Annotated in this window: 11 protein-coding genes and 1 tRNA gene; 8 read left to right on the forward strand and 4 right to left on the reverse strand. The window is 65.6% G+C overall.

Going from position 1 to position 14186, the window contains the following annotated elements; genetic code table 11:
- Positions 1-21 precede the first annotated feature (21 nt).
- The gene (locus ACQR1I_RS00990) at positions 22-639 is read right to left on the reverse strand and encodes a fused MFS/spermidine synthase (RefSeq protein ID WP_434865328.1); all 618 of its coding nucleotides are present in this window, start codon (positions 637-639) and stop codon (positions 22-24) included.
- Positions 636-1559: a spermidine synthase gene (locus ACQR1I_RS00995; protein ID WP_434865329.1), complete on the reverse strand. Its 924-nt coding sequence runs from the start codon at positions 1557-1559 to the stop codon at positions 636-638. Before ACQR1I_RS00995 ends, ACQR1I_RS00990 begins: the two co-directional genes overlap by 4 nt.
- Before the next feature lie 396 nt (positions 1560-1955).
- Between ACQR1I_RS00995 and ACQR1I_RS01000 the strand changes: the two genes are divergently transcribed.
- Positions 1956-2032 (forward strand) — tRNA-Arg (locus ACQR1I_RS01000).
- Between the two features lie 157 nt (positions 2033-2189).
- Positions 2190-2870 (forward strand): flavin reductase family protein, encoded by a 681-nt coding sequence (locus tag ACQR1I_RS01005; RefSeq protein ID WP_434865330.1) that lies wholly within the window; start codon positions 2190-2192, stop codon positions 2868-2870.
- Between the two features lie 74 nt (positions 2871-2944).
- Here ACQR1I_RS01005 and ACQR1I_RS01010 read toward each other — a convergent pair whose 3' ends face one another.
- Positions 2945-3982: an LLM class flavin-dependent oxidoreductase gene (locus ACQR1I_RS01010; RefSeq protein WP_434865331.1), complete on the reverse strand. Its 1038-nt coding sequence runs from the start codon at positions 3980-3982 to the stop codon at positions 2945-2947.
- 884 nt (positions 3983-4866) lie between these two features.
- On the opposite strand from ACQR1I_RS01010, the gene ACQR1I_RS01015 reads away from it, so the two are divergent.
- Positions 4867-5889, forward strand: coding sequence for an alpha/beta fold hydrolase (locus ACQR1I_RS01015; protein WP_434865332.1), 1023 nt, complete (start codon positions 4867-4869; stop codon positions 5887-5889).
- A gap of 14 nt (positions 5890-5903) precedes the next feature.
- Entirely contained in the window at positions 5904-6845 is a 942-nt protein-coding gene (locus ACQR1I_RS01020) for a fatty acid desaturase (protein ID WP_434865333.1), read from the forward strand.
- Positions 6846-7121: 276 nt separating this feature from the next.
- On the opposite strand, the gene ACQR1I_RS01025 is transcribed toward ACQR1I_RS01020, so the two are convergent.
- Entirely contained in the window at positions 7122-9224 is a 2103-nt protein-coding gene (locus ACQR1I_RS01025; protein WP_434865334.1) for an ATP-dependent helicase, read from the reverse strand.
- A gap of 154 nt (positions 9225-9378) precedes the next feature.
- Here ACQR1I_RS01025 and ACQR1I_RS01030 point away from each other — a divergent pair, with 154 nt between their 5' ends.
- The 4 genes from ACQR1I_RS01030 to ACQR1I_RS01045 all read left to right on the forward strand — a co-directional run bounded on the left by ACQR1I_RS01030 (position 9379) and on the right by ACQR1I_RS01045 (position 14186).
- Positions 9379-11694, forward strand: coding sequence for a Tex family protein (locus tag ACQR1I_RS01030; protein WP_434865335.1), 2316 nt, complete (start codon positions 9379-9381; stop codon positions 11692-11694).
- Between the two features lie 131 nt (positions 11695-11825).
- On the forward strand, positions 11826-12470 hold the full coding sequence (locus ACQR1I_RS01035; RefSeq protein ID WP_434865336.1) for a nucleoside-diphosphate sugar epimerase: 645 nt from the start codon (positions 11826-11828) through the stop codon (positions 12468-12470).
- 301 nt (positions 12471-12771) lie between these two features.
- On the forward strand, positions 12772-13848 hold the full coding sequence (locus ACQR1I_RS01040) for a cytochrome-c peroxidase (RefSeq protein ID WP_434865337.1): 1077 nt from the start codon (positions 12772-12774) through the stop codon (positions 13846-13848).
- Positions 13849-13862: 14 nt separating this feature from the next.
- Entirely contained in the window at positions 13863-14186 is a 324-nt protein-coding gene (locus ACQR1I_RS01045; protein ID WP_434865338.1) for a plastocyanin/azurin family copper-binding protein, read from the forward strand.

Consider the following 14186-nt stretch of genomic DNA (forward strand, 5'->3'; position numbering starts at 1 on the left):
GAAACTCTTCAATGACTGATGTCAGGACGTCTTCTTGCCGAACGGAATGAACAGGATGCCGGCGCAGCACGCCAGCGCCACGGCGAAATAATAGGTGATCGCCCGCGAGCCGATGGTCGGGATCAGCGTGAAGGTGGTGACCAGCGTGCCGACGACGTTGCCGATGGTCGAGACGCCGTAGACCAGCCCGGCGACGCGGCCGGCCTCGCCGGCCGAGCGCGTCAGCAGGCTGACCGCGATCGGCGAGAACGTGCCGAGCAGCGTCAGCGGCACCAGCAGCAGCGCGGTCGAGGCCATCAAGGTGGCCGCCGGACCGTCACCGATGCTGTCGAGGATGTCGGCCATGACCGCGTCGGCAGTCGCCGGCACCAGCGCCATGTAGGCGGCGGCGATCAGGATCATGGTGCCGATGGTGCGCGTGGTCGGCTGGCGGTCGACGATGGCGCTGCCGGCGAAATAGCCGATCGCGAGCGCGCACAGCACGGTCGATATCAGGCTCGCCCAGGCGCCGATGCCGCTGCCGAAATACGGATTGAGGTAGCGGCTGCCGAGCATCTCGAAGCCCATCAGCACGCAGCCGACGAGAAACGAGCAGACGTAGATCGCGACGACGCCGGCGCGGGAGACGTGCTCGCTCATGGCAGCTTCTTGTTGTGGCGCTCGATGCTCTTCAGCGCCTCGACCGGCGCGAAGTCGTCGGTCAGCACCTTGGCCTTGGCGTCGATCACCTGGCCGTTGTCGATGTCGACGCGCTTGCGCTGCGCCAGCAGCTCGGCCAGCTTGTAGCGGAAGCCGAATTCCTTGTCGCGCTCCTGCGCGATCGCAGCGAGATCCTCGGCCTTCCGCTCGTCGCCGGGATAGGCGACCATGACGATGTTGCCGCCGGCCTCGTAGAAGTCGACCTGCGGGAAGACGCTGTGGATGGTCTTGACCGCGGCGTCGAAGAGCATGGTCGACGGCTCGACATTCTGCGCCACCACGCCGCCCTCGGCGAGATGGTCCTTGACCAGCTGGTAGAATTCCTTGGTCAGGAGATGGAACGGCACGAACGGCCCGCGATAGGCGTCGATCAGGATGATGTCGTAGCGCTCTTTCGATTCCTGCACGAACAGCCTTCCGTCGCGGTTGGCGACGTGAAAGTTCGGCTCCTCCTTGATGCCGAAATATTTCTTGGCGAGTTCCAGCACCGTCGGGTCGAGCTCCACCGACGTGACCTGCACCTTGGGCAGGAAGCGGTGCAGGTACCAGGCGGTGCGGCCGCCGCCGAAGCCGATCTCCAGGATCGAGTTGACGGTCTTGGCGTACATCACGCTCGCGGTCATGAAGCGGGTGTAGTCGACCGGCAAATCGAGCTCGTCGCGGGTGTTGTAGACGCTCTCGGTATAGATGCGCCGGTTATGACCGAACGTCATGCTGCGGTAGGGCGCCTGCTCGTAGACATAGATGTTGTTGTAGAGCGACTCCTTGGACTCCAGCAGATTGCGGGTGTCCTGGGCGCTGGCGGCGGCGAGGGAGAGGACAGCTGCGAGCGCGCCGAAAATGACCGAACGAATGAGCATCGACTTGTCTATATCCCTCGGCTGGAGAATGGAGTGGGCCCGCGCCGCGCTGCGGCTCCGTGGCCGGGACGGCTGTCCAACGGTCACGAGCCGCGCTGAGGCACGACCAATACGGCGATCCCGAGGCCGGTTCCGCATCGGCGCCGTTCTCTTAGACCATCGGCCGCCGGGCGGATAGTCAAACCGCCCCTCCCAACGGGGGTGTGATCGGGCGGGCGCTGCCGCCTGGACCGGCCCGGCACGCGGGCGTTCCGCCTCCCCACCCGGCCGAGCGCCCGCGCGGCGTTCTGCCACGGGCTAAAGGCTTGGCTCTCGACGCCGACCGGAGAGGCTTCCGGTGGCCGGCCGGGTCTGCTATGCAGACCGGCGAAGCAGGTGCACGTTGGTGCAGGCTCCGGTCCCGTAGCTCAGCTGGATAGAGCGGCGGTTTCCTAAACCGTAGGTCGCATGTTCGAGTCATGCCGGGATCGCCATCCGCCGCAGCGTCTTGCGCGCAGAGTCCAGCTCAGACTGAGAGGCGTTAATCCCGCTTGATCGGAGATCGGGTGGCCTCCACGGGCACCTTCGGGGACCTTCCGGGAATGAGACGGCGGCCACCGCCGCCCCATGCATCACTTGGAGAAGTATCCCATGCACACGACCATCGAGCCGGGCATCCTGTATTTCGGGACGCCCGTCGTCCTCATCAGCACCGTCAACGAGGACGGCAGCTTCAATCTCGCACCGATGTCGTCGGCGTTCTGGCTCGGCTGGCGTTGCATGTTGGGGCTCGCCGCCGGATCGAAGACGCCGCAGAACATGCGCCGCACCGGCGAATGCGTGGTGAATCTGCCGTCGGTCGATCTGGTTGCCGCCGTTGATCGGCTGGCGCTGACTACCGGCTCAGACCCGGTGCCGGCGATGAAGCGGCACAAGGGCTATCGCCACGAGGCGGACAAATTCGGCGAGGCCGGCCTGACCGCGATTCTCTCGGAGACCGTCGCGGCGCCACGCGTTGCCGAATGTCCGGTCCAGCTCGAAGCGCGGATCGAGGCGGTGCATGGCGTCGCCGATGATAATGCGATCCTGAAGGGCCACATCCAGTGCTTCGAGGTCCGCGTGCAGCGGGTGCATGTCGATCCGTCCATCCTGATGGACGGCGCCCGCGACCGCATCGACCCCGACAAATGGCGCCCGCTGATCATGAGCTTCCAGCAGTTCTATGGCCTCGGGCCGCGCGTCCATGACTCGCGGCTTGGGACGATTCCGGAGGCGGCCTATCGCACGCCGGACATCGCGCGCGCTCGGACGATGGCTGCCGTCGACGCCTAGGCGCTTTACCCTGTCATGCCTGCGGCCGTGACGGACGAGGACATCAGGCCGGCTGTTCTCAAGTAGCATGAGACCTAGCCCTCCCCCAACAGCTCCCGCACCCTTGGCACCACGATCTTGCCATACAGCTCGATGCTGCGCATCAGCTTGGCGTGCGGCAGCGGGCCGGCGGAGTATTTCAGCTGGAAGCGCGACAGGCCGAGCGCCTTGATGGTCGCCGCGATCTTCTGCGCCACCGTCTCGGGCGAGCCGACATAGAGCGAGCCGTGATCGGCCTCCTGGACGAACTCGTCGCGTCCCATCGGCGGCCAGCCGCGCTCGCGGCCAATGCGGTCGCGCATGGTCTTGTAGTCCGGCCACAGCTCCTCGCGCGCCTGCGCATCGGTGTCGGCGACATAGCCCGGCGAATGCACGCCGATCGGCTTGATCTCGCGGCCGAACTGCTTGATCGCGCGGTGATACAGGTCGACATAGGGGGCGAAGCGCTTCGGGTCGCCGCCGATGATCGCCAGCATCAGCGGCAGCTCGTAATGCGCCGCGCGCACCACCGATTCAGGGCTGCCGCCGACGCCGATCCAGGCCTTCAGCGGGCCACGCTCGACCGGCGGATAGACGAGTTGATCCCTGAGCGGCGGGCGCAGGTTGCCCTGCCAGGTCAGCGGCTGCTGCGGCAGCAGGCTGACGAACAGATCGAGCTTCTCCTCGAACAGCGCCTCATAGTCCTTGAGGTCGAAGCCGAACAGCGGAAACGATTCCGTGAACGAGCCTCGGCCGAGGATGACCTCGGCGCGGCCGTTCGACACTGCGTCGAGGGTGGAGAACCGCTGGAACACCCGGATCGGATCGTCCGAGCTCAGCACGGTCACGGCGGAGCCGAGCCGGATGCGGCGCGTGCGGGCCGCAATCGCCGCCAGCGCCACCTCCGGCGCCGAGATCGCGAAATCGCCGCGGTGATGCTCGCCGAGCCCGATGAAGTCGATCCCGAGCTGGTCGGCGAGCACGGCTTCCTCGACCACGTCGCGGATCACCTGGGCATGTGAGCCCATCGCGCCGTCGGCAGCGCGGGTGACGTCGCCGAACGTGTCCAGGCCGAATTCGATCTGTGGGGTCATGTCTCATTCCATTGCGTCGGGCCGTCATACGGCGTTGGCTCGTCAGCTGGAAGGGGCGGAGGCCGATTGCAAGCGGGCGGTGACGAAACACAGGGTTTCGCTGCGGCGAGGCTAAGTAACCTTGCGACGCATGTGCTTGCCTCTTGTGGCACGTCATGCCCGGGCTCGTCCCGGGCATCCACGTCCATCCGCGTCCGCCGGACGACGTGGATGGCCGGGACGAGCCCGGCCATGACGATGGGAGTGCAGGACCACCTTGCCACTCCGCCAACGTGACCAGCAGCCAGCAAAAATTCATCTTTCGTTTTTCCGAAAACTATGCTCTACTGCGTCCATCCTGCCTCATCGATGAGGGGCGTACGCGCGGTCGTCACGAGACGCGAGGCGGGGATGCGGTGGCCATGGCGGATCGCAGCGTGCTTGTCGCGCCGACGAACGATCTGCCGCGGACGGTCAAGCCGTGTGGTCCTGGTCTCCCGACGCTGAGACCAAGCCGGTGGGACGATCCCATCTGCGACGGGGGCAAGACAGCCGGTCCCCGGGGAGAGCACGGAGCAGCCGTAAGCCCATCGCGCAGGGAATGCCGGATGTTCGGCTGAACCTGTGGTTCTCGCCGCCTGCATTTTTTTCGCAGGCGGGCCATGGGTGAGGCCTTCACCCGGCATTCCCTGCGCCCTCATCTTTCCGAGGGCGTCACATCCAGGCAAAACTCGGGCATGAGCTGCCGCGGGATCGCGCCGTCATGACTCACAGTCGTCATGGCTCAAATGGATGCCGCGCAAGCCGCGCCGCCGGCGCGATCATGCCATGAGAAAAAACGGGCGTGTGAGCCGCTCGCACATCACCTAGGCTGCGTGTCAATTCTCAGACGGGGAATCACGTCCATGGCGGCTGACGATTATCAGATCTTCGAGGCGGGCGATGTGGTGCTGCAATCCGGGGTGACATTCCCGTCGCTGCGCCTCGCCTACAAGACGTATGGCACGCTGAACGCGGCCAGGGACAACGTCATCCTGTACCCGACCTCGTTCGGCGCCCAGCACTACGACACCGAATGGCTGATCACGCCGGGCGGCGTGCTCGATCCCGACCGCTACTTCATCATCATCCCGAATCTGTTCGGCAACGGCCTGTCGTCCTCGCCCTCGAACACGCCGTTCGGCGAGGCGCCGTTCCCGGCGATCAGCTATCACGACGCGGTCGCGGTGCAGCGGCGGCTGCTCGAGGAGCGGTTCGGCATCACCCGGCTGGCGCTGGTCTATGGCTGGTCGATGGGCGGCATGCAGGCCTACCACTGGGCCGCCTGTCATGCCGACATGGTGGAGCGCGCGGCGATCGTCTGCGGCAGCGCGCGCTGCTCACCCTTCAATCATCTGTTCCTCGATGCCGTGAAGGCGGCGCTGACGGCCGATCCCGCCTACGCGAACGGCCGCTTCGTCGCAAAGCCGGTCGCGGGCCTGCGCGCGATGGGACGCATCTATGCGGGATGGGCGATGTCCTACGAATTCTATCGCGACGAAGTCTGGCGCGAGCAGGGCTTTGCCTCGCAGGAGGACTATCTCGTCGCCATCTGGGACACCGCCTTCGCGCATCGCGACGCCGACAATCTGCTGACGCAGATCGCGATCTGGCAAGGCGGCGACATCAGCAACTGCGCGGCCATCGGCGGCGATCTCGACCGCGCGCTGTCAGCGATCACCGCACGCATGCTGCTGATGCCCGGACGGACCGACCGCTATTTCGACTGGCGCGACAACGAACGCGAGCTTCCAAAGCTGGTCAACGCCCGCTCCGCCGCGTTGCGCCCGATCCCCTCGGTCCACGGCCACCGCGCCGGCAATCCTATTCGCATCCCGGCCGACCGCGACTTCATCAATGCCAACGTCAAGTCCCTTCTCCAGAGCTGACACCAGAGTTCGACATGACTGATGTACCCGCCGACGAATTCGCGCCCCGCCCGAAGCTGCTGACACCGCCGATGCTGCAGCAGCTCTGCACGCGCTCCGACCTGCACGGCGCGCGCCGCGCCCTCGGCCATTACGGCGCGATCGTCGGCGTGGGCGCGCTGATCGGGACGATCGCATCCACGCATGGTGTGCTGTGGGCGCTGCCGCTGATGGTCGTGCAGGGCGTGCTCATCGCGTTCCTGTTCATGGCGATGCACGAGACCGCGCACAAGACCGCGTTCGCGAGCCCCGCGCTCAACATCATCGTCGGCTATCTCTCCGGCTTCCTGATCGCGTGGCCGTACGAATATTACTGCCTGTTCCACTGGGAGCATCACCGCCACACGCAGGATCCCCAGCGCGACCCGGAGCTGATCGTCGGTCCCCGGCCGCGAACGGAGACGCAGCTCGCGATCGCCTATACCGGTCTGCTGCAGCTCATCGGCCGGCTGCGGCTGCTGGTCAGGCATGCGGTCACGGGAACGGTCACCTTCTCGTGGGTGCCGGCCGGCCGCCGCGCGACCGTGGTGCGCGAGGCGCGGCTCTATGTTGCCGGCTACGCGCTGGCGCTGTTCGGCTCGTTCATGCTGCACAGCGCGCTGCTATTGTGGGTCTGGGTGCTGCCGCTGTTCCTCGGACAGCTGGTGTTGCGGCCCTATCTCTATGCCGAGCACACCGGCTGCGACCATACCCGCAGCGCCTTTGAGAACACCCGCACCACCTTTACGACGCGGCTGGTGCACTGGCTGGCCTGGAACATGCCCTACCACGCCGAGCACCACGCCTATCCCGCGGTGCCATTCCACGCCCTGCCGAAGCTGCATGCGATCGTCGACGGCGAGATCAAATATCGCGGGGAGGGTTATGTCGAAGTGACGAAGCAGACCCGCGCGTGGTTTCGCGCGCAGTGGAAGTGAGAGCTGAAGTAGGATGAGTTGGCGTTCGAGTTATGGCCACGCAGACGGTGCACCCTCTCCCCCAAGGCGAAGCGAACGCTTCGCCAGGGTGGGAGAGGGTGGCTTTCATGCAACGCATGAAAGCCGGGTGAGGGGTTGCCACGAACTCGGACCTGAATTCGTGGCACGAACCCCTCACCCGAGTGAGGTTGTGGCTGTCAGTTGTGTAGCCCTCTCCCACAAGGGGAGAGGGCGCAGTCATTGGCGCCGTGCTGACCTAAAAGCTGTGCTATCTGCTCACCGCCACCGCTCGCGCATCCGCGCACCCAGATCGATCCGCGGCCCCGAGCTCGCGTACGCCGCGCCGGCCTGCACTTTCGGCCAACTCGTGCGCTCGAACAGCTGCACCAGCGCCTCGGGGATGAACCGCGTGCGCGAGGCGTAGACATGACGATCGCCGCGGACGGGCTGGCCATGGACGAAGAAGCGCTGCGGCACCAGCAGGTGCAGGTCGTCCTTGGCGCGGGTCATCGCGACGTAGAGCAGTCGGCGCTCCTCCTCGAGCTCGGCGCTGGAGCCGGCGCCGAGATCGGACGGCATGCAGCCGTCGACGACGTTGAGCACGTGCACCGCGTTCCACTCCATGCCCTTGGCGGAATGGATGGTGGAGAGGATCAGGTAGTCCTCGTCGAGCAGGGGCACGCCGGCCTGGTCGGAGGTGGCATCGGGCGGGTCGAGCGTCAGCTCGGTGAGAAAGCGCTCGCGCGACGGATAGCCGCTGGCGATCTGCTCGAGCTGCAGCAAATCGGCGCTGCGGACCTCGGCGTCCTCGTGGACGCGCTCGAGATGCGGCTGATACCATTGCCTGACGCGCTCGATATCGGCCGGCCAGTCCGAGCTGCGCAACTGCTCGACCGTGCGCACGAACGCCGTCCAATCCTCACCGGCGCGCGCCGGCGCCGGCTGTGCGCACAACGCACCGATCGCATCGGCGCTCTCACTGACAGCATCGAGCAGCCGTTGCGCCGACGCGGGTCCGATGCCGGGAATGAGATGCAGCACGCGAAAGCCGGCGATGCGGTCGCGCGGGTTTTCCACGAAGCGCAGCAGCGCCAGCACATCCTTGACATGCGCGGCATCGAGAAACTTCAGGCCGCCGAACTTCACGAACGGAATGTTCCGCCGTGTCAGCTCGATCTCCAGCGGCCCCGAATGCGACGACGTCCGGAACAGCACGGCCTGCTGCTTCAGCACGATGCCTTCCTCGCGCTTCGCCAGCACCTGTTCGACGATGTAGCGCGCCTGGTCGGCCTCGTCGCGCACCGTCACCAGTTGCGGCTTGCGCGTCGCGGTGCGATCGGTCCACAGATTTTTGGTGAAGCGCTCGCGCGCCAGCCCGATCACGCCGTTGGCGGCGGTCAGGATCGGCTGCGTCGAGCGATAATTACGGTCGAGCGTGACGATGTCGGCGCGCGGGCTGAACTGATCGGGAAATTCCAGGATGTTGCGCACGGTCGCGGCGCGGAAGGCGTAGATCGACTGCGCATCGTCGCCGACGACGGTCAGTCCGATTCCGTTCGGCTTGAGGCCGAGCAGGATCTGCGACTGCAGCCGGTTGGTGTCCTGATATTCGTCGACCAGCACGTGGTCGAAGCGCTCGCCGATCTCGCGCGCGATGGTTTCGTCCGCCATCATCTGCGCCCAGTAGAGCAGCAGATCGTCGTAATCGAGCACCGCGTTGGCCTGCTTGGCCTCGACATAGGCGGCGAACAGTCCTTTCAGCTCGTTGGCCCATTCCGCGCACCACGGAAAGTGCCGCACCAAGGCCTCGTCGAGCGCCATGTCGGCGTTGACGCAGCGCGAGTAGATCGCAAGGCAGGTGCCTTTGGTAGGAAAACGCCGCTGCGTGTTGGACAAGCCCCGTTCGTGCCGCACCAGATTCATCAGGTCGGCGGAATCCTCGCGATCATGGATGGTGAACACGGGATCGAGGCCGATGCGCTCGGCATAGTCGCGCAGCATCCGCGCGCCCAGGCCGTGAAACGTGCCCGCCCAGCTCAGGCCCGCGGTGATCGCCTCGGCCTGGCTGCCGAGCACTTTGCGCGCGATGCGCTCGACGCGCCGGCTCATTTCGCTCGCGGCGCGGCGCGAGAACGTCATCAACAGGATACGGCGCGGATCGGCGCCGTTGACGAGCAGATGTGCGACCCGATGCGCCAGCGTGTTGGTCTTGCCGGAGCCGGCGCCGGCGATGATCAGAAGCGGCGGGCCCGGTGCGGCCGACGCACCGCCATGCTCGACGGCGCGGCGCTGCTCCGGATTGAGGTCGTCGAGATATGTCGCAGCTGTGGCCGGCACGAATCGCTCCCAGGCCGGCAGAATCTGCGATTCCCTTTGCATGTGCAACGAAATGGCCGGCCCGCGACAGCGTTTCGCGTGATTCGCAACCGGTCTTTTTTGCCACGGTTGCCCACAGAGCCTCCGCCACCCGCTTGCGCTGGCGCGCGTGCACTCCTATCCCTTCAGCCCCCGTCACGAATCTCGGAAGAACACCGTGTCGAATTTCGCCTCCATCATCGCCGCTGAGCTCTCCGTCCGCGATGCCCAGGTTCAAGCCGCAATCGATCTGCTCGACGGTGGCGCGACCGTTCCGTTCATCGCGCGCTACCGCAAGGAAGCCACCGGCATGCTGGACGATACGCAGCTGCGTAACCTGGAGGAGCGGCTGCGCTACCTGCGCGAGATGGATGCACGGCGCACCGCGATCATCGAGAGCATCAAGTCGCAGGGCAAGATGACGCCGGAGATCGAGCTCGCGCTGGCGACCGCCGACACCAAGGCGCGCCTCGAAGACATCTACCTGCCGTTCAAGGAGAAGCGCCGCACCAAGGCGCAGATCGCCAAGGAGGCCGGGCTCGAGCCGCTCGCCGACATGCTGATCGGCGATCCGATGAAGGCGCCGGAGGTCGAGGCCAAGGCGTTCATCAAGAAGGACGGCGACAATCCGGTCAAGGACGTCAAGGCCGCGCTCGAAGGCGCTCGCGCGATCCTGGTCGAGCGCTTCGCCGAGCATGCCGACTTGGTCGGCTCGCTGCGCGAGGAGATGTGGACCCGCGGCGCCGTCAAATCTTCGGTGCGCCATGGCAAGAAGACCGAGGGCGCCAAGTTCGCCGATTATTTCGACTTCTCCGAGCCGTTCAGCAAGCTGCCCTCGCACCGCATCCTGGCGATGCTGCGCGGCGAGAAGGAAGAGGTGCTGCAGCTCGATTTCGGTGATGGCGAGCCGGAGGATTCGAAGGATCCGTCGCTGTACGAGAACCGCATCGCCGTGACCTTCGGCATCTCGCGGCAGGGGCGCCCGGCCGATCAGTTCCTGTCGGACTCCGTGCGCTGGGCCTGGCGCACCCGCATCAAGACCTCGCTGGCGCTCGATATCCGCATGCGCCTGTGGCAGGAGGCGGAGAAGGAGGCGGTGCGCGTGTTCGCGGCGAACCTGCGCGATCTCCTGCTCGCCGCGCCCGCCGGCGGCCGTGCCACGCTCGGTCTCGATCCGGGCTTCCGCACCGGCGTCAAGGTCGCGGTCATCGACCGCACCGGCAAGTTCGTCGATCACGCCACGATCTATCCGCACGAGCCGCAGCGGCAGTGGAACGAGAGCATGCTGACGCTCGCGCAGCTCTGCATCAAGCACCGCATCGATCTGGTCGCGATCGGCAACGGCACGGCGTCGCGCGAGACCGAGAAGCTGGTCAACGATCTGATGAAGCTGAAGCCGGATCTGAAGCTGACTAAGGCGATCGTGTCGGAAGCCGGCGCGTCGGTCTATTCGGCCTCGGAGTTCGCCGCGAAGGAATTTCCCAACCTCGACGTCTCCATTCGCGGTGCGGTCTCGATCGCACGCCGCCTGCAGGATCCGCTCGGCGAGCTGGTGAAAGTGCCGCCGGCCTCGATCGGCGTCGGCCAGTATCAGCACGACCTCAATCAATACGAGCTGGCGCGCGCGCTCGATGCCACCGTCGAGGACTGCGTGAACGCCGTCGGCGTCGATCTCAACACGGCCTCCGCCCCGCTGCTGGCGCGCGTGTCCGGCATCGGCGAGACCCTGGCGCAGAACATCGTCGCGCATCGTGACGCCAACGGCCCGTTCCCGACGCGCGACAAGCTCAAGGACGTGCCGCGTCTCGGTCCCAAGGCGTTCGAGCAGTGCGCCGGCTTCCTGCGCATCCGCGACGGCGACAACCCGCTCGACGCCTCCGGCGTGCATCCGGAAGCCTATCCAGTCGTGAAGAAGATCCTCGAAGCGACCAAGAGCGACATCAAGGTGCTGATCGGCGAGACCAAGACGTTGAAGGCGCTGAACCCGGCGAAGTTCGCCGACGAGCGCTTCGGCGTGCCGACCGTGACCGACATCATCAAGGAGCTTGAGAAGCCCGGCCGCGATCCGCGTCCCGAGTTCAAGACCGCCACCTTCCAGGAAGGCGTCGAGAAGATCACCCATCTCAAGCCCGGCATGATCCTCGAGGCGACCGTCACCAACGTCGCTGCCTTCGGCGCCTTCGCCGACATCGGCGTGCACCAGGACGGCCTGATCCACATCTCGGCGATGTCCGAGAAGCGCATCAACGATCCGCGCGAGGTGGTGAAGCCGGGACAGGTCGTGAAGGTGAAGGTGCTCGACGTCGACGTGCCGCGCAACCGCATCTCGCTGACGCTCCGGCTGTCCGATCCGTTGCCGGAGAAGGGTGAGAAGCGAACCAGCGCCCGGCCGCCGGCGGGGGCGCGCATGACCACGCGCGAAGAGAAGCCGTCGGGCGGCGGCGCGTTCGCCGCGGCGATGGCCAAGGCCGCGGAGCGGCGCAAGGGCGCCTGATCCCGTCCACAGCGACCTCCAGCCGCGGAATCGATGAAGTTCCGCGGCCGGAACCAAAAAACGTCCCGGCGTCTTCCGGATCGACCTCTTGATGCCTACTTGTCTCATCAGGCGCTGCGTGGGGACTGGGGATGGCAAGCCGCACCGTGATCATCGCTGGAGCAACAGGCCTTGTCGGCCGCGAGCTTCTTCGCGGCCTGCTCGCCGATCCCTCCGTTGATCATGTTCACGCCGTGGGCCGCCGGGCGCCGCCGGTCGAGTCACCCAAGCTGACGGCCCATGTCGTCAACTTCGCCGCGCTGCCGTCGCTCCCTGCGGCCGATGAGCTTTATCTGGCGCTCGGCACCACCATCAAGGTCGCTGGCAGCCAGGCCGCTTTCCGCGCCATCGATCACGATGCCAATCTCGCCATCGCCAAGGCCGCGCTGGCATCCGGCACAAGGCGTGTCGGGCTGGTCAGCGCGATGGGCGCCGATGCCAAGTCGAGCATCTTCTACAGCCGCGTGAAGGGCGAGCTCGAGGATGAGCTGACAGCGCTGCCGTTTGCGGGACTGGTCATCGCGCGGCCGTCTTTGCTCGTGGGCACCCGGGCGGAGCTCGGCCAGCCGACCCGACCCGGCGAGGAATGGGGCACCGTGCTCAGCAACCTCCTCGGCTTCCTGATCCCCGCGAACTACAAGCCGATCAAGGCCGCCGACGTTGCGCAAGCGCTGCTCTCGGGAGTTCCCCGTGCCGCGGGGGCGACCGTGCTGCTCTCCGGGACGATGCGCAAATAGTCCAGATCCGCACCTTGCGGACCAAGTCATTGCTGCTCATTTTCTGAAAATCGAAATCTACGCTTCGGCGGGTTCCTTGTGCCCTGCAATTTTCTGCGCCTAGCCGAGCATCACGGTTCCTGCATCGAAATCGGAGTTCCACCTACGTGTGCGAACTCATTAGTTTCATTAATCCCGTAGTTTTCCGGCGGTACAACGTCGAGGTCGATCAAGTTTTCCTTAATTCGAAGCAGGTGTCATCGCTGAAGCTCAACCGAATGATTCCAGCGTTCGCAGTCGCAAAGAAATCTCAGGAAAACCGATGATGCCGCGCAGCCTCACAGCTCGTTCTCTCTCGCTCGGCTCTGCCCTTGCCCTCATCGTCGGATTCACCAGCGCGGGGCTCGGCGCCGCCCTGGTCGGCGAAACCAAGCAGGTCACGTTGCAGCAGAAGGGACCGTCCAGCACGGATTCGCTGAAGGCGCTGTATCGCCGTCCGTCGACCATCCCCTTCCCGAAGGACAACGCCTACACGCCGGAAAAGGCGGCCCTCGGCAAGAAGCTGTATTTCGACCCGCGGCTGTCGATCTCCATGTCGCAGTCCTGCGCGAGCTGCCACAGCCCGAGCTATGGCTGGGGCGACGGCATGGCGGTCGGCATCGGTAACGGAATGCACAAGCTCGGCCGGCATTCGCCGACCATCGTCAATGCGGCCTGGGGTGCGATCTTCATGTGGGACGGCCGGCTGGCAAACCTGGAGGAGCAGGCGCTCGGGCCGATCCAGGCGGCCGGCGAGATGAACATGCCGCTCGATCAGTTGATGGAGCGGCTGAACACCATACCTGAATACAAGCCGCTGTTCGAAGCGGCCTTCGCCAAGGAAGGCATGACGCCGAAGACGCTGGCCAAGGCGATCGCGACCTACGAACGGACCGTCGTGTCGGATCGGGCGCCGTTCGACGCCTGGATCGAAGGTGACGAAAAGGCGATTTCGGAAGACGCAAAGCGCGGGTTTGCGCTGTTCAACGGCAAGGCCCAGTGCGTCACCTGTCACGAAGGCTGGAACTTTACCAATGACGGCTTCCAGGACATCGGGCTCCCGAGCAAGGACGTTGGCCGTGGCGAATACGCCCCCGGCGTCATCAAGATGCAGCACGCGTTCAAGACGCCGGGGCTGCGTGAGATCACGCGCCGCGCGCCGTTCATGCACGACGGCTCGCTGGCGACGCTCGAGCAGGTCGTCGATCACTACGACAGCGGCGGCGTCGAGCGGCCGAGCCGCTCGGACCTGATGCGCCCGCTCGGGCTGACCGCGCAGGACAAGTCCGACCTCGTTGCGTTCCTGAAGACCCTCTCCAGCAATCTCACCCCGACGGCCGCCCCGGTGCTGCCGCGCTAACAAGGGAATTGAACATGTATCAAGCACGAGCCGCCATCGCCCTCGCCGTCGTCGCCGGCCTGTCCACCGGCGCGCTGGCCGCGACCGAAGTGATCCATCAGCAGGGCCGCGTCTTCTCGTCCGAGAGCGTCACCGTGAAGAAGGGCGATGCCCTGACCTTCTTGAACGACGACACGATTCCGCACAACATCATGTCCGCCAGCAAGGGCAACGAGTTCAATCTCGGCTCCCAGGCGCCTGGCGCGTCCACCGACGTCACCTTCAAGGAATCCGGCGACGTTGCCGTCATCTGCGCGATTCACCCGCGCATGAAGATGATGGTCAAGGTCGTCGACTAA

It is taken from the genome of Bradyrhizobium sp. HKCCYLS2038 (assembly GCF_051167655.1).
Taxonomy (GTDB): domain Bacteria; phylum Pseudomonadota; class Alphaproteobacteria; order Rhizobiales; family Xanthobacteraceae; genus Bradyrhizobium.

What these genes read in the sequence shown, in the direction of transcription:
- ACQR1I_RS01005 (WP_434865330.1), top strand. Translation starts at nt 2,190, where the DNA reads ATGCACACGACCATCGAGCCGGGCATCCTGTATTTCGGGACGCCCGTC.
- ACQR1I_RS01015 (WP_434865332.1), top strand. Translation starts at nt 4,867, where the DNA reads ATGGCGGCTGACGATTATCAGATCTTCGAGGCGGGCGATGTGGTGCTG.
- ACQR1I_RS01010 (WP_434865331.1), bottom strand. Translation starts at nt 3,982, where the DNA reads ATGACCCCACAGATCGAATTCGGCCTGGACACGTTCGGCGACGTCACC.
- ACQR1I_RS01045 (WP_434865338.1), top strand. Translation starts at nt 13,863, where the DNA reads ATGTATCAAGCACGAGCCGCCATCGCCCTCGCCGTCGTCGCCGGCCTG.
- ACQR1I_RS00990 (WP_434865328.1), bottom strand. Translation starts at nt 639, where the DNA reads ATGAGCGAGCACGTCTCCCGCGCCGGCGTCGTCGCGATCTACGTCTGC.
- ACQR1I_RS00995 (WP_434865329.1), bottom strand. Translation starts at nt 1,559, where the DNA reads ATGCTCATTCGTTCGGTCATTTTCGGCGCGCTCGCAGCTGTCCTCTCC.
- ACQR1I_RS01020 (WP_434865333.1), top strand. Translation starts at nt 5,904, where the DNA reads ATGACTGATGTACCCGCCGACGAATTCGCGCCCCGCCCGAAGCTGCTG.
- ACQR1I_RS01035 (WP_434865336.1), top strand. Translation starts at nt 11,826, where the DNA reads ATGGCAAGCCGCACCGTGATCATCGCTGGAGCAACAGGCCTTGTCGGC.
- ACQR1I_RS01040 (WP_434865337.1), top strand. Translation starts at nt 12,772, where the DNA reads ATGATGCCGCGCAGCCTCACAGCTCGTTCTCTCTCGCTCGGCTCTGCC.
- ACQR1I_RS01025 (WP_434865334.1), bottom strand. Translation starts at nt 9,224, where the DNA reads ATGCAAAGGGAATCGCAGATTCTGCCGGCCTGGGAGCGATTCGTGCCG.